The organism is Leisingera sp. SS27, assembly GCF_028368855.1.
In the GTDB taxonomy this organism is placed as follows: domain Bacteria; phylum Pseudomonadota; class Alphaproteobacteria; order Rhodobacterales; family Rhodobacteraceae; genus Leisingera.
In genome coordinates this window covers 1-20,263 of the sequence record NZ_JAQNCY010000021.1, presented here as the reverse complement: position 1 = coordinate 20,263, position 20,263 = coordinate 1, and the positions used below count along the sequence as shown (strand labels likewise).

Annotated in this window: 22 protein-coding genes; 8 read left to right on the top strand and 14 right to left on the bottom strand. The window is 63.9% G+C overall.

Features of this window, described 5'->3' with window-relative positions:
- Positions 1 to 250: 250 nt before the first annotated feature.
- The gene (locus N6L27_RS22970) at positions 251 to 634 is read left to right on the top strand and encodes a hypothetical protein (RefSeq protein WP_271909744.1); all 384 of its coding nucleotides are present in this window, start codon (positions 251 to 253) and stop codon (positions 632 to 634) included.
- Positions 635 to 703: 69 nt separating this feature from the next.
- Here the strand turns inward: N6L27_RS22970 and N6L27_RS22965 are convergent, their stop codons facing one another.
- The 6 genes from N6L27_RS22965 to N6L27_RS22940 all read right to left on the bottom strand — a co-directional run bounded on the left by N6L27_RS22965 (position 704) and on the right by N6L27_RS22940 (position 7,353).
- Complete coding sequence (locus tag N6L27_RS22965) at positions 704 to 2,290, bottom strand: Ppx/GppA family phosphatase (RefSeq protein ID WP_271909743.1); 1,587 nt, start codon at positions 2,288 to 2,290, stop codon at positions 704 to 706.
- Positions 2,291 to 2,342: 52 nt separating this feature from the next.
- Positions 2,343 to 3,050, bottom strand: coding sequence for an HdaA/DnaA family protein (locus N6L27_RS22960; protein WP_271909742.1), 708 nt, complete (start codon positions 3,048 to 3,050; stop codon positions 2,343 to 2,345).
- 4 nt (positions 3,051 to 3,054) lie between these two features.
- A complete protein-coding gene (locus tag N6L27_RS22955; protein ID WP_271909741.1) occupies positions 3,055 to 4,143 on the bottom strand; it encodes an AI-2E family transporter in 1,089 nt (362 codons plus the stop codon).
- A 233-nt stretch (positions 4,144 to 4,376) separates the two neighbouring features.
- The gene (locus tag N6L27_RS22950; protein ID WP_271909740.1) at positions 4,377 to 4,895 is read right to left on the bottom strand and encodes a fasciclin domain-containing protein; all 519 of its coding nucleotides are present in this window, start codon (positions 4,893 to 4,895) and stop codon (positions 4,377 to 4,379) included.
- A 119-nt stretch (positions 4,896 to 5,014) separates the two neighbouring features.
- A complete protein-coding gene (locus N6L27_RS22945) occupies positions 5,015 to 5,992 on the bottom strand; it encodes an isopenicillin N synthase family dioxygenase (RefSeq protein ID WP_271909739.1) in 978 nt (325 codons plus the stop codon).
- On the bottom strand, positions 5,989 to 7,353 hold the full coding sequence (locus tag N6L27_RS22940; protein WP_271909738.1) for an FAD-dependent oxidoreductase: 1,365 nt from the start codon (positions 7,351 to 7,353) through the stop codon (positions 5,989 to 5,991). The genes N6L27_RS22945 and N6L27_RS22940 overlap by 4 nt, the downstream gene beginning before the upstream one ends.
- 220 nt (positions 7,354 to 7,573) lie before the next feature.
- Here N6L27_RS22940 and N6L27_RS22935 point away from each other — a divergent pair, with 220 nt between their 5' ends.
- Positions 7,574 to 8,623 (top strand): Ldh family oxidoreductase, encoded by a 1,050-nt coding sequence (locus tag N6L27_RS22935; RefSeq protein WP_271909737.1) that lies wholly within the window; start codon positions 7,574 to 7,576, stop codon positions 8,621 to 8,623.
- A 260-nt stretch (positions 8,624 to 8,883) separates the two neighbouring features.
- Positions 8,884 to 10,239: a proline--tRNA ligase gene (gene proS / locus N6L27_RS22930; RefSeq protein WP_271909736.1), complete on the top strand. Its 1,356-nt coding sequence runs from the start codon at positions 8,884 to 8,886 to the stop codon at positions 10,237 to 10,239.
- An 87-nt stretch (positions 10,240 to 10,326) separates the two neighbouring features.
- Here the strand turns inward: proS and N6L27_RS22925 are convergent, their stop codons facing one another.
- Together N6L27_RS22925 and N6L27_RS22920 are read right to left on the bottom strand one after the other, a co-directional pair.
- The gene (locus N6L27_RS22925) at positions 10,327 to 11,088 is read right to left on the bottom strand and encodes a calcium-binding protein (RefSeq protein WP_271909735.1); all 762 of its coding nucleotides are present in this window, start codon (positions 11,086 to 11,088) and stop codon (positions 10,327 to 10,329) included.
- Between the two features lie 218 nt (positions 11,089 to 11,306).
- Positions 11,307 to 11,795, bottom strand: a complete 489-nt coding sequence (locus N6L27_RS22920) for an HPP family protein (protein ID WP_271909734.1) — start codon at positions 11,793 to 11,795, stop codon at positions 11,307 to 11,309.
- A 273-nt stretch (positions 11,796 to 12,068) separates the two neighbouring features.
- Here N6L27_RS22920 and N6L27_RS22915 point away from each other — a divergent pair, with 273 nt between their 5' ends.
- Genes N6L27_RS22915 through N6L27_RS22905 form a run of 3 tightly spaced genes read left to right on the top strand, consistent with a single transcriptional unit; the run spans position 12,069 to position 14,573 of the window.
- Positions 12,069 to 13,355 carry a lipoprotein-releasing ABC transporter permease subunit gene (locus tag N6L27_RS22915; RefSeq protein WP_271909733.1) on the top strand — a complete coding sequence of 429 codons (1,287 nt, stop codon included), beginning with the start codon at positions 12,069 to 12,071 and terminating at the stop codon, positions 13,353 to 13,355.
- A complete protein-coding gene (locus N6L27_RS22910) occupies positions 13,348 to 14,031 on the top strand; it encodes an ABC transporter ATP-binding protein (protein WP_271909732.1) in 684 nt (227 codons plus the stop codon). Before N6L27_RS22915 ends, N6L27_RS22910 begins: the two co-directional genes overlap by 8 nt.
- Positions 14,032 to 14,054: 23 nt before the next feature.
- Complete coding sequence (locus N6L27_RS22905) at positions 14,055 to 14,573, top strand: hypothetical protein (RefSeq protein ID WP_271909731.1); 519 nt, start codon at positions 14,055 to 14,057, stop codon at positions 14,571 to 14,573.
- Between the two features lie 117 nt (positions 14,574 to 14,690).
- On the opposite strand, the gene N6L27_RS22900 is transcribed toward N6L27_RS22905, so the two are convergent.
- Complete coding sequence (locus N6L27_RS22900) at positions 14,691 to 15,329, bottom strand: LysE family translocator (RefSeq protein WP_271909730.1); 639 nt, start codon at positions 15,327 to 15,329, stop codon at positions 14,691 to 14,693.
- A gap of 187 nt (positions 15,330 to 15,516) precedes the next feature.
- On the opposite strand from N6L27_RS22900, the gene N6L27_RS22895 reads away from it, so the two are divergent.
- Together N6L27_RS22895 and N6L27_RS22890 are read left to right on the top strand one after the other, a co-directional pair.
- Positions 15,517 to 15,843 carry a bactofilin family protein gene (locus tag N6L27_RS22895; protein ID WP_039186237.1) on the top strand — a complete coding sequence of 109 codons (327 nt, stop codon included), beginning with the start codon at positions 15,517 to 15,519 and terminating at the stop codon, positions 15,841 to 15,843.
- A 73-nt stretch (positions 15,844 to 15,916) separates the two neighbouring features.
- Positions 15,917 to 16,258, top strand: coding sequence for a zinc ribbon domain-containing protein YjdM (locus N6L27_RS22890; RefSeq protein ID WP_271909729.1), 342 nt, complete (start codon positions 15,917 to 15,919; stop codon positions 16,256 to 16,258).
- A gap of 15 nt (positions 16,259 to 16,273) precedes the next feature.
- Here N6L27_RS22890 and N6L27_RS22885 read toward each other — a convergent pair whose 3' ends face one another.
- The 5 genes from N6L27_RS22885 to N6L27_RS22865 all read right to left on the bottom strand — a co-directional run bounded on the left by N6L27_RS22885 (position 16,274) and on the right by N6L27_RS22865 (position 20,194).
- A complete protein-coding gene (locus N6L27_RS22885) occupies positions 16,274 to 16,708 on the bottom strand; it encodes a DMT family transporter (protein ID WP_065266656.1) in 435 nt (144 codons plus the stop codon).
- A gap of 154 nt (positions 16,709 to 16,862) precedes the next feature.
- Entirely contained in the window at positions 16,863 to 17,543 is a 681-nt protein-coding gene (locus N6L27_RS22880; RefSeq protein WP_271909728.1) for a hypothetical protein, read from the bottom strand.
- A 12-nt stretch (positions 17,544 to 17,555) separates the two neighbouring features.
- Positions 17,556 to 18,212 carry a DNA-3-methyladenine glycosylase I gene (locus N6L27_RS22875; RefSeq protein ID WP_271909727.1) on the bottom strand — a complete coding sequence of 219 codons (657 nt, stop codon included), beginning with the start codon at positions 18,210 to 18,212 and terminating at the stop codon, positions 17,556 to 17,558.
- A gap of 29 nt (positions 18,213 to 18,241) precedes the next feature.
- Positions 18,242 to 19,006 (bottom strand): hypothetical protein, encoded by a 765-nt coding sequence (locus tag N6L27_RS22870; RefSeq protein ID WP_271909726.1) that lies wholly within the window; start codon positions 19,004 to 19,006, stop codon positions 18,242 to 18,244.
- A 534-nt stretch (positions 19,007 to 19,540) separates the two neighbouring features.
- Complete coding sequence (locus N6L27_RS22865; RefSeq protein ID WP_271909725.1) at positions 19,541 to 20,194, bottom strand: hypothetical protein; 654 nt, start codon at positions 20,192 to 20,194, stop codon at positions 19,541 to 19,543.
- Between the last annotated feature and the right edge of the window lie 69 nt (positions 20,195 to 20,263).

Genomic DNA, 20,263 nt, shown 5'->3' with positions numbered 1-20,263 from the left:
TCTGGATTGTCGGCGAGGTCCGCGGCGAAAGTGCGGTCTCCGTTCGGGTCAAATCGACACCCGCACACGACCGCTCCGACGACACGCGCTGCACCGTAACGATGGGAGCGCTGCGCATGCGAAAGGATGCTGCGTCAGCAAGGGCCAAAATTCCAATGTCTGGTTTGTCCCGCTATTCAGCCAAACCTATACGTCCCGGCGCCACCCCATCCCCCTGTTACACCCCGCGCCGCTTCCCTATATTAGTCCCATGAAACACCTCATCCTGCCTGCCGCCCTCACACTCCTGACATCCGCGCCGCTTTCTGCCCAGGAGGCGGGGGAAGAGGAGGGCTCCGGCCCCACGCTGATGGAGCGCGGGGCGGAATTGTTCTGGGAGGGTCTGCGCAAGGAAATGGCGCCCGCTCTGGAAGACCTGCAGGGCATGATGGAGGAGATCGGCCCCTCGATGGGGGCTTTCCTGGCGGAAATGGGGCCGGCGCTGGCGGATATTGCCAAGGAAGTCGAGGACTGGAGCGCCTATGAGCTGCCGGAAATCCTGCCCAACGGCGATATCATCATCCGCAAGAAAACCAAGGACAACGCGCCCGCCAAGGAAGATAAGGATGAGGGGGAAGGCGTCACAGAAATCTGACGCCGCTGCGGACCCCTGTCCCCAGTTCCCCGGCGCGCGTTTGCCCTGAACCTGATTGGCCTGAACCAGTCAGCCCTGCGTCTGCACCTGCTCCGCATCCGGCGCGGGTTTGCTGAACTTCAGGTCAACCTCCGCCCCCAGCGCCTTGGCCAGCGATTTCAGCCGCGACTCCGCCACCTCGCCGTAAAGCGGCCTTGCTGTGTCTGGTAGCGTCACATGCAGCACCCGCTTGCGCGGCTGCCATTGCAATGCGCCGATCTCGCCGTTGCTGGTCACCATCAGCATGGCGCCGAACCGCATCGCCTTGCCCAGCACCTCTGCCTCGTGCTGGCCTTTCACGTCCAGCAGATCATAGAGATGCTCAAACGAGCTGCCGTGCCGCTTGTTGCTGTAGCGGTGCAGCAGCGCGAGGCCCAGGAACACCCGTTCTGAATGCTTGAGCCCGCCCAGGTTGGCGCGGGTGGCGTTGTCGAAACAGACCTCTGCGCGGTAGTCCGGATGCGCCCGCCAGCTGACGTCGTGCAAGAGGCAGGCCGCCTTGACCAGCCGCCGCTTGCTGTGGCGGGCGTTGGCGAACAGCGGATGCACGAAGTCATAAAGCGTCTTGCCGAAGCCGGGGACGCGGGCGTCCTTCATCTCGGCAAAGCGCGAGGCCTCGACCAGCGGATCGCGGGCGCGCAGGCGCTGCGGCATCTGCTCATACAAGAGCCCCTCGCGGATGCCGTAGCTGGAGACCGCGATGTCCTTGGGTTTGAAAGTCTTCACCAGCCGGGTCAGCACGTCGATGGCATAGGGCACCAGCGACATCCGGCTGGAGGACACCCCGCAGGCGCCGCGCAGCTTGTCCAGATCGCTGGTCTCAATATAGCGGGCGGTTTCGCGCACGTCCTTGGCGCTCATCCTGTATTCATGCAGCACCTTCAGCGGGTAGCCGCGGCGGTGCATGTCGATGCGGGCAATCGCGCGCCAGCTGCCGCCGACCAGGAACAGGCGGTCGCGCTGCGGGCCCATTTCGCCCTTCAGCCGTTCGATCACTTCCTTGATGTGTTCCTTGCGGCCGCGGCGCCCGCCCTTGATATCACGCAGCTTCAGCGGCCCAAGGGATGAGGTCACCCGGCGCCCGACAGAATTTTCCTGGATCTCCGCCAGCTCCATCGAGGAGCCGCCGATATCGCAGACCAGCCCATAGGCGCCGGGCCAGCCCAGCAAGACGCCCTGCGCCGACAGCCGCGCCTCTTCACGCCCGTCGATGACGTGGATCTTCAGGCCCGTTTCGCGCAGCACCTCTTCGCAGAATTCCGGCCCGTCCTCGGCATCGCGCACCGCGGCGGTGGCGACCGCGGACAGCGGCGGCAGCCCCATGCCCTTGGCCAGATGCTGGAACCGGCGCAGCGCCGACAGCGCGCGGGCGCGGCCCTCAGGGTTCAGGCGGCCCGATTCCGACAGGCCGGCCCCCAGCGCGCACATGATCTTTTCGTTGTAGAAATAGGCCGGGCTGCGGGCGGCGCCGTCAAACACCACCAGGCGGACCGAGTTGGAGCCGACATCGACCACCCCCACCCGCGACAGCGCCCGGGCCTTGGGGTCATCAAAGATCGGACGCCCGAAGGGGCCCCAATCGGTGGCGGCGGCGGCGGGGTCCTGGGACAGGTTCATGAGGGCTCCGTCTTGCGATCCGCGGACAGGATGGGGGATGGGCGGGCAGGGGTCAACAGCTTGCGGATGCGTCATTTTCCGCCGCCTCTTCGCGCACCTCGGACAGCACCCGGACTGCCAGGGGCCGTGTCAGGCTGCGTTTTTCGGCCAAGGACAGCTGGTCCAGCCGCCGCACGATCTGCGCCGCGGCGGCAAAGGAGCGGTCCATATGCGCCACCAGATAGGGAATCACATCCGGCTTGGGGGTGATCTGGCGGTCGTTGAACAGCTTGGCCAGCACGACTGCCAGCAGCTGGTCATCGGGCGGCTGCAATTCGGCATGGGTGGCGGCCTGCACCCGGCTTTGCAGGTCGGGCAGTGTCAGCCCCCAGAGGTTCGGTGCGCCGCGCCCGGTCATCACCAGCGAATGGCCCTGCGCCAGCACCAGATTGTGCAGGTGGAACAGGGCGTTCTGCTGTTCTTGGTCATCGGCGATCTGCGGCACGTCCTCAACCACGACCGGGCCTTGCGCCAGCTCCGGAACCAACTGTTCGCTCAGGCTCGCAGCGGACAGGATCCGCGCCCCGGTCTGGCTGGCCCAGACATGCGCCAGATGGGTCTTGCCGGCGCCCTTGGGGCCGGTCAGCACCAGCTTCCCGCTGGGCCAGGCGAACTGCGGGTCCAAGAGCGCCACCGCCATCGCGTTGGAGGGCGCGACAAAAAAATCCTCCCGCCCCAGCGCCGGTTTCGCCGGGAGATCAAAGCTCAGCTGCTGTGCCATCGGGTTACTCCGCGCCTGCGTCGCGTTTCTCAGCATTGGGATGGCTTTGGCCCTGATACAGTCGGCTGTCCAGATACTGTTCAGTCACAAAGCGCGCGATCACGCCAAGCGCCGCCGCCACGGGCACCGCCACCAGCATGCCGACAAAGCCGAACAAGGCGCCAAAGACCGACAGCGCCAGCAGCAGCCAGACCGGATGCAAACCCACCGAGCCGCCCACCAGCTTGGGCGTCAGGATATTGCCCTCTGCCACCTGGCCGATGGCAAATATGGCGGCCACCAGCCCGATCGACACCCAGTCGCCCCAGAACTGGAACAGCGCCAGGCCGATGGCCAGTGCGCCGCCGATCAGGGCACCGAGGTAGGGGATGAAGGTGACAAGCCCTGCGATGAAGCCGACCGCGAGGCCGAAGTTCAGCCCTACCAGCATCAGCGCCACCGCGTAATAGGTGCCCAGGATCAGGCAGACGGTGCCCATGCCACGGATGAAGGAGGCGAGCACCGCGTCGATCTCGCCCGCCAGGCGGCGGATCACCGGCTGGTGGTCGCGCGGCAGCAGCTCGTCGATCCGGGCAACCATCCGGTCCCAGTCCAGCAGCAGGTAGACCGCCACCACCGGCACAATCACCAGCAGGATCACGATATTCAGGAAAGAGGCCGCGCCGCCCAGCACCGATTGCAGCACCTCCATCGCGCGCGATTGCAGCGTCTGCATGAAGGAGGTGACGGCCTGGTGTATGCGGCTGTTCTCCTCGAAAACCGTGGGGAAATGCTCGGTCGCAAAGGCGCGGGCATCGCGCAGCAGCTGGGGCAGCACCTGCGCCAGGTCGATCATCTGCGAGATCAGCGTCGGCACAACCACCACCAGCAGCAAGAGGAAGATCAGCAGCGTGCCCACGGTGATCGCAGCGGTTGCGCCGGTGCGGCTCATGCCCCAGGCCTCCAGCCTGTCGGCCACCGGATCGATCATATAGGCGATGGCCGCGCCCAGCACGAAGGGCATCAGCACATTGCCAAGCGCCCACATCACCACCGCAAAGACAATCGCCGCGATGCCCCAGTATTTCAGCTGCTGTTTTGCCGGTAAGGCCATGGTCCGCGTGCCGCCCTTGGTCCGTTTGCGTCATATTTCTGGCGCCAGTCTTTCCTGATGCCGCAGGGGCTTGCAAGGGGGGCAGGGCAAATCCCCTGTGGGCAAGGCGGGGATAAGGCGGAAAAGGCCGGGGGCAACCGGGGGATGGCTCTGCCATGCAACGGCTGGGCGAACCTGAAAAAATGCCCGGACCAAATTGATCCGGGCTCAGCTGCCAAGGGGGGAGGGGCGCCTTAGTGGCAGTCAGGCCGGGCGCCGGGCAGCAGAACCTTGTCGACCACATGGATCACACCATTGTCCGCCTTGATGTCCGCAATCACGACGTTGGCGGAACTGCCGGTTCCGTCAGCGATGCTGACGCCTTCGGAGGTTTTGCTGATGCACAGCCGTTCAGAGGCCAGTACGGGTTTGAAATAGTTGGAACCGCTGGGGATCATCTCAGCCGTCAGTTTTCTGTCATCGACGTGGTAGAGCAGCACATTTGTCAGCTGATCCTTGTTCTCGGGTTTCAGCAGGGTTTCCACCGTGCCTTCGGGCAGGGCGGCAAAGGCTTCGTTGACCGGCGCATAAACGGTGAAGGGACCGGGGCCTTGCAGGGTTTCAGCCAGCCCGGCTGCTTTTACGGCGGCAACCAGGGTCGTGAACCGGTCGTCAGACGCCGCAATTTCGACAATGGTGTTTGCGGACGCAACGCTGGAAAAGCTCAGAACGGCGGCGGCAGCACAGGCCGCGTGTTTGATCTTGGAAAACATGAAAAGTCCTCTCTGCTGAAGCTGTGTTTGGCGTCATGACACGAGCGTTACGGCGCCAGCAGGGGGAACGGATTATTCCGCTCACGCGTCCGTGAACAGGCGTGAGGGGTAAGCCTGCTTCAGCTGTGGATCGTGCCCAGCTCCGGCGTTTCTTCGCCCGCGTTCTCATCCGGCCAGTTGGTGCGCCAGATTTCCGCTGACCAGTGGCCGCAATGGACGGCGGGACGGTAGAAGCCCGGAAGGGCGGGCAGCAGCGGCTGCACCACCACGTCATGGCGCGGCACGGCGAAATAGGGGAAGGAGTAGCGCTCCCGCCCGGTCTTGTTCACCACCCGGTGCGGGGTGGACACCAGCCGCCCGCCGGACCACAGCTCCAGCATGTCGCCGATGTTCACCACAAAACCGCCGGGCGGGCAGTCCGGGGTGATCCAGTTGCCGTCCCTGGTCTGCACCTCCAAGCCCCCCACCGGGTCCGGCGCGATGATGGTCAGCGCGTCGGTGTCCTTGTGCGGGTGGATGCCAAAGCCGTCCTCCTCCGGCGCCTGCGGCGGGTAGTGCAGCAGGGACATGTTGGTGAGCGGGGTTTCAAACGGTTCGCGAAACGCCGCCGGGTCCAGCCCCAGCCCCTCTGCCAGCGCGCCCAGCAGCAGGTGGAACACATCGTCCAGCTCTGCCCAGTAACCCAGGATCACGTCACGCGCCTCCGGTGCCTCAACCGGCCAGCGGTTGGGGCCGTAGAGCGGGCAGATGGCGCGGATGGGGTCGTCTGCCGCCACCTCATGGTGCAGTTTGTAGCCCTCGTACTTGTCCGCCGTTCCCGAACCGTCATTCGGGGTGAAGAATCCCATTGGAATGTAGCCGCGGTAATTCTCCCGGGTAATTGCCTGATCCCACTTTGATTTCTCCTCCACCGCAAAGATGGCCCGCACCGCATCGCGCACCGCCTCCACGGTTTCCCGCGCGACGCCGGTGCCGGTGATCGAGAGGAACCCGATATCCTCCGCCGCGGCCAGAATCGCGGCAACCGTTTCCTGCCGCCGGGGATGGCCCGCCTCGCGCAGCGGTGTGATGTCGATGGTGGGGATGGCTTGGGTCAATGGATCCGCACCCCCTGGCGCTTCAGCTCTCCTTGCACGGCGGTGATGTCCACCGTGTCCAACGCGCAGCCCGATTTCACCGACAGCGCCGCAGCGATGCCCGCGCCCTGACCGGCGACAGCACAGCAAGCCATATTGCGGGTGGCGGCATGAGCGATCTTGTCGCCGCCGATGGCGCGGCCGGTGACCAGCAGCCCTTGCACGCCTTTGGGCAGCATCGAGCGGTAGGGGATTTGCATGTAGCGCCCGGTGGTGGGCAGGATCAGCACCCCGTAGCCGTCGATGAACTCCGGGTAGATGCCGATGGTGTCCTCGAACCGGCCCTGATGCCGTGTCTCGTCCTCGGTGATGTTGTGATGCGCATCGATCTTGCGGGTGTCGCGGATGCCGATGGTCATGCCGAAGTTCCGCAGACGCGCGCCTTCGCAGCCCGGGGTATAGGCGCGCAGCGCGTTGATCGCGTGCATCGCCTGCTGGCGGCCCTCGATCTCTCCACGGGTCATGCTGTCGGGGTCGGTGCCGTCGATGCCGGCCAGATGCACCAGGTTCATATAGGTCATCTCACCGCTGTCATGCACCGCGCCCCAGGTGCCGCCGATGGTATTGAGATGCGCCGGGATCACCCCGTCGCGGATCGCCTGGCCAAACGGCTTGGCCAGGAAGGGGGAGAACATGTCGTCCTCCTTGCCTGAAGTCTCCACCTGCCATTCGCCGGTTGACCAGTTGGCATAGGTCTGCGGATCGGCCTTCACGCCGTCCATGAACTTCTGCTTGTCGACGCCCGCGATGTGGAACATCACGCTGGCCGCCTGCATCTGCTCCACCGGGGTCTTGAGGGTGGGTGCCCCCATCATATGGGCAATGTCGGCGTCGCCGGTGGCGTCGATCACCCGTTTTGCCAGAACCGCCTCGCGGCCTGCCTTGCTCTCGACAATCACGCCGGTGATCCGGCTGCCCTCGCGGACCGGTGCCACAAACACCCGGTGCAGCATCGGGTGGATGCCGGCTTCCTCGACCAGCTTGTCCGCGACCAGCTTGAAGCCCTCGCTGTCCAGCTCATAGGACAGTGACTGGCTTTCGGGGACCGCGGCGCCCATCGCCTTGGCGCGTTCTTCGAACTCCCAGCCGATGCCGCCGGCCTCCACCGTTTCCTCGTGCCGGTACCAGGCAAAACCCTCGACGCCCACGGTGGTGATATTACCGCCGAAACAGCCGAAGCGGTCCAGCAGAGTGACCTCCACGCCCGCCCGCGCCGCCGCCAACGCCGCTGCCAGCCCGCCGGGGCCGGAGCCCACGACCAGCACCTCGGTTTCATGGATGACCGGGATCTCCCGTGCCGGCTCAAGTATGGTCTTGGCCACGTCTCTCGTCTCCCTTGTCCCTGCGTGAGAGCGGTGTTTCCGGTAACAGTTTCGAATCTTGAACAGCGGTTCAAGTTCTTTTGCGCCACAATGGCAGGAAAGCGGCATGGCGCTGCGGTCTGGAAGCAGGAAAGCGGAAGCAATGCCGCAAACAGGCGCGGAAGGCTTTGCCGGAGCCTTAGCCTGATGCAAAGGGGCAGGGCAGCGAGGATGATTCGCCATGACGCGCAGCAAATACAGCACGGACACCCCGCGGGCGGCGGTGCCGCAGGCAGAGGCGCGGCGGATCTCAGAGGCCATTCTGACGGCCAAGGGCTGCCCGGCGGATATCGCGGCGGAGGTGGCGGCGCATCTGGTGGACTCGGACCTGTCGGGGGTGGAATCCCACGGCGTGTGGCGGATCCTGCCCTATGCGGGCTACTACGACAGCGGCTACCTGGCCGCCGGGGTGCGCCCGGAGCTGCAGCAGAACGCCCGCGGTGCCTGGAGTGTGAACGGCCATGGCGGCATCGGCATTCCGGCGATGTCGGCTGCCATCCGGGATGTGGTGGCGCGGGCGCAGGAAACCGGCATCGCGGCAATCGCTGTCACTGACGCAGGCCATACCGGCCGGCTGGGCGCCTTTGCTGAATATGCCGCCGGGCAGGGCTGCCTGGTGATCATCATCGGCGGCGGCGGGCGCGAGGCCTGGCGGCTGGTCGCCCCTTACGGCGGGCGCAAGGCGCTGATGTCCACCAACCCCTATGCCATCGGCATTCCCGGCGGGCGGCGCGGGCCGGTGATCGTTGATTTCGCCACCTCAGCGGCGGCTGCGGGCTGGGTCTACGGCGCGCGGATCGCTGGCGCCAAGCTGCCGGAGGGCGTGCTGATCGACCGCGACGGCAACCCCAGCACCGACCCCGAGGCCTATTTCGAGGGCGGCGCCATCCTGACTGCAGGCGGTGCCAAGGGCTATGCGCTGTCGGTGGCGGCTGAGATGATCGCCGAGGCGATGCTCGGCCCGGTCACCACCGAATGCAACTGGCTGATGCTGGCGCTGGACTGCAGCCTGTATCAGGAGCCCAGCCGCCTGCAGGAGATTGCCGAGGGCATTCTGGATGAATTCCGCAACTGCCCGCCGGCGCCCGGGTTCGACCGGGTCGAAGTCCCCGGCGAGCGCGAGGCGGATGCGCGGATGGAGAACGCAGAGAAACCGATCCTGCTGCCGGAAGCGACCTGGGCGGAGATTGAAAAACTTGCTCACAGTCTTGGCGTCGAAGCCAAGACCTGAACGGGTCAGCCCAAAGGGCTCATTGCCAGCGTCTTTGCGCAACACAAGGCCCGGGCCTGACCTTGGGAGGGCGCGAATGCGCCTTCCCGGGGGGAAGGTCAGGCGCGGGCCGTGCCGCTGCGCGCCACGCCCCAAGAAGGGAAAAGTGCTTAAGGCAGGCTAACACGCTTCCCGGCAAGGACTGATCCTCCTCTTGCCCGCACCCCCATCACCCACTAAACCGGGCGGGAACTCGAACCCACATCACCGATGGAGCCAAGATGCGCCTGTCCCGCTATTTTCTGCCGGTTCTGAAAGAGAACCCCTCGGAAGCCCAGATCGTCAGCCACCGGCTGATGCTGCGCGCCGGGATGATCAAGCAATCCGCCGCCGGGATCTATTCCTGGCTGCCCTTGGGCTTCAAGGTGCTGAAGAAGATCGAAAGCATCGTCCATGACGAGCAGATCCGCGCGGGCCATATCCCGATGCAGATGCCGACCATGCAGTCGGCCGACCTGTGGCGCGAGTCGGGCCGCTATGAGGCTTACGGCCAGGAGATGCTGCGGGTGAAGGACCGGCATGACCGCGACATGCTGTTCACCCCCACCGCCGAAGAGCTGATCACCGATATCTTCCGCGCCCATGTCAGCAGCTACAAGGACCTGCCGCTGACCATGTACCAGATCCAGTGGAAGTTCCGCGACGAGATCCGCCCGCGTTTCGGCGTGATGCGCGGCCGCGAATTCTACATGAAGGACGGCTACAACTTCGACCTGACCAAGGAAGATGCGCTGCACGCCTACAACCGCCACCTTGTCAGCTACCTGCGCACCTATGAGCGCATGGGGCTTCAGGCGATCCCGATGCGCGCCGACAGCGGCCCGATCGGCGGCGATGACACCCATGAATTCCTGGTGCTGGCCGAGACCGGCGAGTCCGAGGTCTTCTATGACAGCGCCGTCACCGATCTGACCTTCGGCGACCGCGAGATCGACTATGACAGTGTCGAGCAGTGCCAGAGCGTGCTGGAGGAGTTCACCTCCAAATACGCCCGCACCGACGAGACCCACGACGAAGCCCTGTTCAATCAGATCCCCGAGGAGCGCCGCCGGGTGGCGCGCGGCATCGAGGTCGGCCAGATCTTCTATTTCGGCACCAAGTATTCCGACGCCATGGGCGCCACCGTGCAGGGCCCCGACGGCAAACCCGTGCCGGTCCACATGGGCTCCCACGGCATTGGCGTGTCGCGTCTCCTGGGTGCGATCATCGAGGCCAGCCACGACGACAAGGGCATCATCTGGCCCGAGGGCGTGACCCCGTTCCACTGCGGCATCGTCAACCTCAAGCAGGGCGACGACGAGGCGGATGCCGCCTGCAACCAGCTTTATGCGGCACTGACCGCGGCCGGTCTGGACCCGCTCTATGATGACCGCAACGAGCGCGCGGGCGGCAAGTTCGCCACCATGGACCTGATCGGTCTGCCCTGGCGCATCACCGTCGGCCCGCGCGGGCTGAAGAACGGCGTGGTGGAACTGACCTCGCGGCGCACCGGTGAAAGCGAGGAACTGTCCCCGGAAGAGGCCGTGAAGAAGGTGGTGGAGGTCTACAAGGCCCACCCGACCGGCCGCGGCTTCTGAGCTTCGGCAAATAAGTATCTGTTAACAATTGAAAAGGGAGCCTCATGGTTCCCTTTTCTTTTGGATGCGCAGACCTGCGTCCCAGGCTCAGAGGAGGTCCTGACTGGGAAGGAACAGAAAGTTATCCGCGCTCAGGTCATCGAGATCCTTGCCCAGCAGAACAATCACATCTCCTCCGCCAAAGTTGAGAATCATGTTCGGGCCGTCCCGGGCGACGAAGCCCATCAGATCCTCGTAACTGTCCACGCCGCCGATCTGCAGCGCAATCACATCGTCGCTGGCATCAAACTGCATGACCCAGTCCCGCCCGTCGCCTTCGGCAAAGATGAAGGTATCGCTGCCCGCGCCGCCGATCAGGGTGTCGCGCCCGGCGCCGCCGCTCAGCTCGTCATCGCCCGGCCCGCCGATCAGCCGGTCATTTCCGGACCCGCCCTCCATCCGGTCACTGCCGCGTCCGCCAATCAGCACATCATCGCCGCTGCCGCCGTCCATGCCGTGCAGGCCGCTGCCGCCGATCAGGAAGTCGTTGCCGCTGCCGCCTTCCATCATGTTGACGCCGCCGCCGCCGATCAGAATGTCATTGCCATCGCCGCCGTCCAGAAAGTCGAAACCGTCCCCGGCTGACATCCGGTCATTGCCGCCGCCACCCAGCAGGAAGTCGTTGCCGCTGCCGCCGCTGATGACGTCATCGCCGCCGCCGCCGGACACGAAATCGTCGCCGCCGCCTGCGCTGATCCGGTCATTGCCCGGTGTTCCGTTGATTGTGTCATTGCCGCCGGTGCCGCCGCCCGCAATCACGGGGCTGAGACCGGCACCGGGGCCGGACACTGCAGAACGGATACTGTTCATTGGAAATCCTCAATGTCAGGTAATATGAGGCCCAACCTGACAGTGAGAATGGTTAACAGTGTGCTACCGGTTCCGCTTGCCGGACATGCCAGACCTGCTTTTGACGGAATGATTACGCCGGATTTCCGCCGGTTTGACAGGCCGCGCGCAACCTGAGGCCCGCCCGGCCGGCCGTGGCAGAGGCGGCAGGCGGGAAACCGGCCTCTGCCCTCCGGCGTTCAGCCGTGTTTCAGCGGATATTCCTGGCCCGAGAAACGGTGGAACACGGCGGCAATCACAACCAGCGCCACGGCACCGGTCAGCACCGGGAACAGCAGGAAAGAGAGGCCGGGATCGGCGGCAAAGACCACCAGCGGGTCGGCGCCCGCGGGCGGATGGGTCAGCCGCAGTGCCGCCATCAGGGCAATCGACAGCCCCACCGCCAGTGCCAGCGCCCACCATGTGTCCGGCAGCAGCGCGTTCAGCGCCAGCGCGACGGCAGTGGCCAGCACATGGCCGCCGACCACATGCGCGGGCTGCGACAGCGGGCTGGCAGGCACCGAGAACAGCAGCACGCAGCTGGCGCCAAAGGGCGCCATCAGCAGCAGCAGGCTGGCATGGGTTGTCAGCAGAGACAGCGCCGCAATCGCCAGAAAGGCGCCAAGCCCTGCCATGATCACCATGCGCAGCGACGGATGCGGCAGCGCGCGATTGAAGTATCTGTCCATAGTTCGACCCTTTGAAACCGGAACCCGCCTGATAAAGCCTCGCCGGCGGGCAGATGCAAGGCAACGGGCATATGCGGCAGGTCACATTGCGGTGACGCCAGCCGGGGCCGCGGCCAAGAGTTTTGAGAAAAACTCTTGGCAAATCTTTTCCTCAAAAGATTTGCCGCGCTTGCGGCGGAACGGCGGATTATCGGCCAGTTCTGCAACCGCACCTTGACCCCAGGCGCCCCACAGCACAGTTTGCAGGCAAAATTTCCGGGCAGGACACCTTACATGGCCACCACACCACCGCCGTTTTCCCGTTTCGAATGGATCATCGCCTGGCGCTACCTTCGTGCCCGCAAGGCCGAAGGCGGGGTCAGCGTGATGACCTGGATCAGCCTGATCGGCATCACCCTGGCGGTGTTTGCGCTGATTGCCACGCTGGCGGTGCGCTCCGGCTTCCGCTCCGAATTTGTCGGCACCATCCTGGGCGCCAATGCCCATGTCACCGTTTATTCCTATGGCGAGGTGAATGAGGCGGGCGTGCTGGACCGCAGCCTCAAGGACTATGAGGCGCTGGCTGAGACCGTCGCCGCGGTCCCCGGCGTCACCCGGGCCGCACCGCTGGTCAAGGGGCAGGTGATGGCCAATCTGCGCCAGCGCAATGCAGGCGTCGAGGTCTTCGGGATTTCCGCTGAAGACATCCAGGGCATCCCCGGCGTCGCCCAAAGCGAGGAGGCCATTGGCGATCTTGCGCGGTTCGAGGAGGGCATCGCCATCGGCTCCGGCGTGGCGCGGGAACTGGGGGTGACTGTGGGAGACAAGATCAAGCTGATCTCCCCGAACGGCGTCAAAACCGCCTTTGGCACAAGCCCGCGGGTGAACGCCTATGAGGTGGTCTATGTCTTCACTGCGGGCCGCTGGGACATCGACCGCACCCGGGTCTATCTGCCCTTTGGTGAGGCGCAGAGCTTTTTTAACCGCGAAGGTGTCGCGGATGAGATCGAGGTCATGGTGGAAGACCCTGAAAACGTGGATCAAATCGCGCTGCCGATTCTGACGGCGGCGGGCGGCGTTGCGGGGGTGTGGACCTGGCGCGATGCCTCCGGCGGGTTCCTGCGGGCCTTGGAGGTCGAGGACAATGTGATGTTCATCATCCTGTCGATCCTGGTGCTGATCGCGGCGATGAACATCGTCTCCGGCCTCATCATGCTGGTTAAGAACAAGGGCCGCGACATCGGCATCCTGCGCACCATCGGCCTCAGCGAGGGGTCGGTCATGCGGGTGTTCTTTATCTGCGGCGCCTTTACCGGCGTCCTGGGCACAATCTGCGGTGTGGTGCTGGGCTGCCTGTTTGCGCTTTATATCGACCCGATCTTCTCTTTCGTGAACTACATCATGGGCGGCGGGGTCTGGGATCCGTCGATCCGCGGCATCTATGCGCTGCCCGCTGAGCTGCGGCTTGCGGATGTGCTCTCGGCCACCGCGCTGTCCTTGGGGCTGTCGTTCTTCGTGACCATTTTCCCGGCCCGCCGCGCGGCGCGCCTCAACCCGGTGGAGGCGCTGCGCTATGAGTGAGATCACGCTGGAGCTGAAGGGGATCACCAAATCCTACCTGACCGGCACGCCGGGGCAGGTGGATGTTTTGCGCGGCGCCGACCTGACCCTGCAGGCGGGCGAAGTGGTGGCGCTGGTTGCCCCCTCGGGCGCGGGCAAGTCGACGCTGCTGCACATCGCGGGGCTGCTGGATACGCCGGACGCAGGCGAGGTGCGGGTGGCCGGTGAGGACGTCACCCGCAAGGGCGACCGCCGCCGCACCCGCGTGCGCCGTCAGGAAGTCGGGTTTGTCTATCAGTTCCACCACCTGCTGCCGGAGTTCACCGCGCTGGAGAACATCGTTCTGCCGCAGCTGGCCAACGGGGCCTCGCAGAAATCGGCAGTGGCGCGGGCGGCGCAGCTTTTGGGAACCGTGGGTCTGGCAGGCCGCGCCGATCACCGCCCGGCGGCGCTGTCGGGCGGCGAGCAGCAGCGGGTTGCCTTTTGCCGGGCGCTGGCCAATGCGCCGCGGGTTCTCTTGGCGGATGAGCCGACCGGGAACCTGGACCCCGCAACCTCTGATCAGGTGTTTGCAGCGCTGATGGAGCTGGTGCGCGGCACCGGAATGTCGGCGCTGATTGCCACCCACAACCTGGAGCTGGCTGCACGGATGGACCGGCAGGTGAAGCTGGAGAACGGGCTGCTGGTGCCGGTTTAGGCGGGACAGCAAATAGAGGTGGCATGCGAAGCCGCAAGGCAAGGACTGGTGAACCGGGATTGGATTATCAGCCAGAAGGAGGCAGGCGATTGCCGGTGTTTAAAGATGTGTCTCAGACCGAGATCGAGGAAATTAACAGTTGGCAGTTTCCACTTACCGTAACGATTGAGCAGACATCCGGAACCCTCTTGCGGGTGGCAATTGGTGCCGGTGCGATCGGCGGCGAGGCAGCAGACGTCGCTGGGATAACAGGTCTGCGCAGCATTGAGGTGCAGGCCGATAGTCCAGCCTATGTGTTTGAATTTAAAAACTTTGTTTCATATGCGGTCACAGATGAGCAGTTTGCTCAGAACAACGCGGATGAGACATTCGAGGGGAACTGGGTCAGAAAATTCTCGACTTCGTTTTTCTTGGATTTTGTCAGGAAGTCCACCTGGGCGTCTACTGATTACCCGGGTGAGTTGACGCACTATCAGATCAACACGCTGGACCACACGGTTGATGTCGTTTGCTATGAACCGGTTGAGTTTTCCGCAGCCTGAATGGCTGCTACTGGATATCTGAGCCGATCTGTAGCACTGGTTCACTCTAGCCAAGTATGGTTCCAGTGATGGTGGTTTCGGACGTTGCAGAAGGTCCCGCAGGTGGAACAGGCGCGGTCAGACGCTTGGACGGAAGCTCGCCAGTTTCAGCCCGAAGCCGATGAACACCACACCCGTGATCCCCTTGAGCCAGCGCTGGAAGCCGGGGCTGCCGGCCGCCGCTGTCAGGCGGGTGAACAGCAGCACCATGGCGCCGAACCAGAGCGCAGCAATCGCCGCGTGCAGCGCCACCAGCAGGAAGGCGGAGGCGGCAGGTGTCCCGCCTGCGGTGATGAATTGCGGGAAGGCGGCAAGGTAGAACATTGACACCTTGGGGTTCAGGGCGTTGGTCAGGAAGCCCTCGCCAAAAGCGCGGGCCAGTGTGCGGCGGCGTTTGGCCGGGGTGACGCGGGCGGCGAGGCCGGTGCCGTTGAAGGCCGCGATCAGTGCCTTGGCCCCGATCCAGCAGAGATACGCAGCACCGAGGTATTTCACGATGGCAAAGGCAGTGGCCGATTTCACCAGGATGACCGACAGGCCCAGGATCGAGAGCGCGCCATGCAGGAAAAAGGCCGCCACGAAGCCCGCGATATTGGAGAACCCCGCGCCGCGGCCAGAGGCGGGGACGGTCTTGGCAATCAGGAACCCATTGGGGCCGGGCGACATCACCAGAAGGGCCGCGACAAAGGCAAACGCGGCAATTTCGGACCAGGCCATCAGAAAAACTCCGTCATGAAAATCAGCTGCTGCGGAGCCTAGCCGCAGGGCCGCCGGCGGGCAAGGCGGCGGAACCTTGCCGGCGGAGAAGGTGCGGCTTTGGCCCTTGGACAGCTGTTTGCTATCAGCTATTCAAATTGGCGCGGGCGGGTTAGGCTGTCCGGGGTTGCGCAGAAAGGGCTGAGACGTGGTGAATTCGGTAATCGAGAAAGATGTGACGGTTGAAGGCAATATCACCTCCAGCAAGGGCAGCGTCGAGGTCCGGGGCCGGGTTGTCGGTGATGTGTCGGCGCTGGCGGTGACGGTGCTGGAAGGCGGCACCGTGGATGGGGCGCTGAGTGCGAAATCGGTTACCGTGGAAGGCGCCTACAGCGGCAAGATCCAATGCGAAGACCTGCGTCTGGCAGCCAGCTCGCAGGTGCAGGCGGATGTCTCGGCGCAGACCATGTCGACCGAAAACGGCGCCCAGCTGCAGGGCAACATCAAGGTCAGCGGCAAGACGAACGGCGCGTAAGCGCAGATGCTCCGGCGGGCGTCAGGCGGTTTGCGTCTGGCCCCGGCCTGTCTGTCAGGCTAACAGTCCGGGTATGACTGATACCCTGCCGCCGTGCCCCGAGTGTTCCTCTGCCTATACCTATCAGGTGGATGCCCTGCTGATCTGTCCTGAATGCGCCCATGAATGGGCGGCGGGTGAGCCCGCAGACGATGCCAAAGAGGTGCGCGACAGTGTCGGCAATCTGCTGGCGGACGGCGACACGGTGACGGTGATCAAGGACCTGAAACTGAAAGGCACGTCCTCGGTGATCAAGGTCGGCACCAAGGTGCGCGGCATCCGGCTGGTGGACGGCGATCACGACATCGACTGCAAGGTGCCGGGCGTCGGGCCAATCGGGCTGAAGTCGCAGTTCGTGAAGAAGGTGGCGGGCTAGGGCGCAGCCTGCTCCTCAGGCCATCTGGGTGATCCAGACCCCCAGCGCCATCACCGAAATGCCTGCGGCGCGGGTCAGGGTCAGCGGGCTGACCTGGGCGCCGAACAACCCGAAATGGTCGATGGCGGCGGCAGAGATCAGCTGGCCGATCAGCACGAAGAACACCGCGTTGCCGACGCCGAAATGCGGCGCCACATAGGTGATCGACAGGACGTAGAAGGCGACCAGCACGCCGGCCAGCAGCAGGTGCTTGGGCGCGGCGGGGATCCTGGCCAGTGCTTGCGGGCCTGCGATCAGCGCGTAAAGGGATGTGGCAATCAGCGCGATCAGGAACAGCACCACCGCGGCAGAGGCGGGGGAGCCGATCAGCTTGCCGAGTGCCGCGTTCAGCGCCGCCAGCACCGGAATGCCTAGGCCCGCGGCCAGCATGATGAGAGCGTATTGGGTCATTAGGCGGCTCCTGCAGATTGCTTGGTGGATTTGTGGCCGGAAATCCGGCGGCAAGACAAGCCCTACGTTGCGGCGCAACGCCGGAATCCGGCGCGAATTCCGGCCATGAAAAATCGATTTTTCATGGCCGTTTTCATTGCATGAAAACGGCTGATCAATCGCAGATGCCGTTCAGTTCCGCGTCCTTCCAGGGCAGGTAGACCGCGCTCTCGCGGCTTTGCGGCAGCGGGCTCACCGGCATGGCGCCGGAAAGCATGCGGTGCAGCCGCTGGGTGCGGGCGGCCTGCGGCGCGAGAGCGCGGCAGCAGACGTATTCCTCGACAATGGCACCTTGCTGTTCAAACCCGTAGGTGAGGAAGCTGGGATCGCCTTCCAGGTCGAACAGATAGGGATCTCGGTCCTGGCCGTGTTCCGCCGCAGCGCGCAAGGGGGAATAGCCGGTCTGGCGGCGGTTCTGCCATTGCCAGACATGGGTGGCCTCATGCGCTAGCAGCATCGTCTCCACCAGATGCAGCCGGTCCGGGTGTTCCGGCAGGTAATTGTCCAGATACCAGTCGCGGGTAAAGAAGATGCGGTTGAACAGCGCGACGGCGGCGGGTTTGGCGGTGACGATCTCGTCCTTCACAGGCGGCAGGATGCGCTCGCGGCAGGTGACGCGCGGGCGCGGCATGCGGCGGAAGGTGACCGGCCCCAACGGCGCGCCCTCGACAAGGCGGACCTTGTCTGCGTTGAGGCTGGTGCCGTGCAAGGTGGCCAGATAGGCGCGTTCGGTCTCTGTCAGCGGGCGTCCGCAGGCAGCGAGGAACAGCAGGGCGAGGAGCAGGCAGCGGATCATATGCGCTTTGCCTCAGCAGCTCATCGCCAGCACGCGGCTGATTTCGGTGAGCGAGCGGCCGGATTGCCCCATCCATTCATTGAACGCGGCCTGCACCGCTTTCAGGGCGGTCTTGGAGGTTGCGGGTTTGTCGATCACGCTTTCGGCGATGAGGCGGGCGGTGACGTCCTGGGACAGGATAAAACTGTCGCGGCCGGCAAAACGCATGGCGTATTGGCCGGTGTTGCCGCCCAGCCTGCTTCCGCGTTTCTTGAGCATGTCCAGCAGCCCGATGTAGTCGGTAGAGGGCCAGCCGCCCAGCACCTGACCTGCGCCGCCCTCATCCCGCAGCTCCATCAGGAAGGCGGCGTTTTGCCGGACCGTGGCGAGCTTGGCGCCATTGCGGACCACGCGGGTGTCGCTGAGGATGCGGTCAAACTCGTCCTCCGGCATGAAGGTGCAGAGGCCGGGGTCGAAGCCGTGAAAGACCTCCTCGAACCCGCCCCATTTCGCCTCGATCACTTTCCAGTTGAATCCCGCCTGGAAGATGCATTTGGTCATGGTGGCGAGCCAGCGGTCCTCGGGCAGCCCGGTCACCTTCGGGTCGGGTTTGGAGAGTTTTCCCTCCAGCGCGGCGGGGCCGCCGTGGCGGTCTGCGGAAATGGCATAGATCTCGTCAAAGCTGCGCATGGGCGGGTCCTGTTGGCGGTCCGGTCAGGTTAGCGGCGCGCGCGCAGCTCGACAATGGATTTGCCGAGGCGGAAGGGGGCGGCGAAGCTGACGAGGCACAGCGCGATGATCTGCAGGACCAGGATATGGGCGTTCGATTGCAGGTATTCCCATTCCTCCTTGAGCTTGGACACATGGGCGATGAGGTCGTCATAGGCGCGGGCGATGATCAGGAAATCGCCGGCGATGGCGGGGACCTTGCGGCGCATGGTGCCGACGGCGGCCTGTGTTGGGGCGTCAAGCGCGGTGAAGACCAGGAAGGCCTCCGGGTCAAAGGCGCTGGCCTTGGCCTCCATGTCTTTCATCTCGTCCATCTCAGCGCGGCCTGTGCCGAACAGGAAGCTGAGGCCCTGCAGCGGCGCGACCTCATCTGTCACCGCGATGAACAGCGGCAGTTCGGCGTTGCCCGCGGTGGAGGCGGAGAGGAATTCGACCTTTTCGCACAGGACCGCGATGTCGGTGTCATAGGCGGGGTCGCAGAAGCGCAGGCGGAAGCGGGCGGCGTCGCGGTCAAAGGCGGCGGTAGCGGCATAGGCGATGTCGATCTGGCGTTCGAGCCGGGAGCTATCCGCGGCGTAGATGCCGGAAATTACCGCCACCAGCGCGCCGAAGCCGCCGAGCAGCACCCAGACCAGATCCGCCAGTTTCCAGGCCCGGTGGCCCGGCGGTTTGCGGAACAGGAAGGCGGTCGCGATGAGGCCCGCGAAGAAGAACAAGAGGAGCAGGGGCAGCTGGTTGTCCGCGATGAAGGCCATGGCTGTCCCCGTTCTGTGATTGGCTGGCCTAACCATAAGAAGGGAAAGCGGTTTCAGGCAACAGCCCTCACGAAGCTGTCACCGGATGCGCGGGTTTGGCCGGGCGGGGGGTGTCCCTGTCCGGTGGCTGTCTGTCTACCCGTCTGTCTGCCTGTCTGGAGCCGTTGGGCCGTTTTGTTTGTGTGGCCGTTTCGTGCTGGCCGGAAAAGAGGTGGCGGCGCCGCCAAGAGGCCCGGAGGGGCCAAGGGCGGAGGGCCGGGCAGGGGATCGCAAGCCCCCATGTCCGCTCGAAAGCTTCCGTTGTGCGGAGAACCCCTGCACCCGATGAAGAGGTGGTCTTGGGGGTTCCCGTATCTCCTGTTGATGCGGGGTGTCAGTCCGCACCGTTTGTCGCGACGCATTGGAGTATGGCAGAGCGGGGTTAAGGGAGGGCAAGCGGGGCGTGCGGTGGATTGGGGGGTGGCGCAACACCCTTGATGGCCGCCCGCGGCCCGGTCTGCGCCTGCCTGCCACCGAGTGTGGTGATTGGGGAAACTACATTTCCTCTGAAGTAACTTCACCTCCCGCCGCTTGAATGCGTTGAGGGATGTCATTTTCTCCAATTATTCCGTTGTACTTTTCGATATCAATAAATGAAAAGTCGTAAGAGTCATTGTAAGATTCATTGAAAAATTTGTTGTGATCCTGGATGATCATCGCATCTCGCGTAAGGCCTATTAAGGTGTGGTCGTCTTCGTATTGCAGGAACTTTTCTATAGGAAGTTTTTCTAAAAGACCCTGAAGTTCGCTAACTGTGGATATTCCGAAATTTTTTAACTCCTCAATCACTACTTCACAACGTTTTTCCCAGCTTGAATCGTCGAATGGGTCTCGTATGGGGATGTTATTTTCAGTGGAAAATTTTTCACATACAACTCTGAAGGAGGAAGTGGAGAGAAAGTCTGTGGCAAGAGATACGTCACCGGAGAATAACTTTTTCTTGTACTCATCGGCTGCTACAGCGATCCGAGACAGCTCTCTGTCGATTAGCTCTAAGTTGCCTGAAAGGATATTGAGGCGCCTTTGGAGGTCTGGAGGAAGTGCTACCTTCGACTTGTATTTTTGTTTGTGCTCAATCTCTGCCCAAGCCTGTTCTAACAGGCTGCTGAAATAGTCCTGTCTCGACAGCGGTTTGAGAACATGATTCACCCTCAGCACGTTAGCGGCGGGGGTGAGTATGCGGGGGACAGACGAGACGAGCGGGTCGCTGTTCAGCTA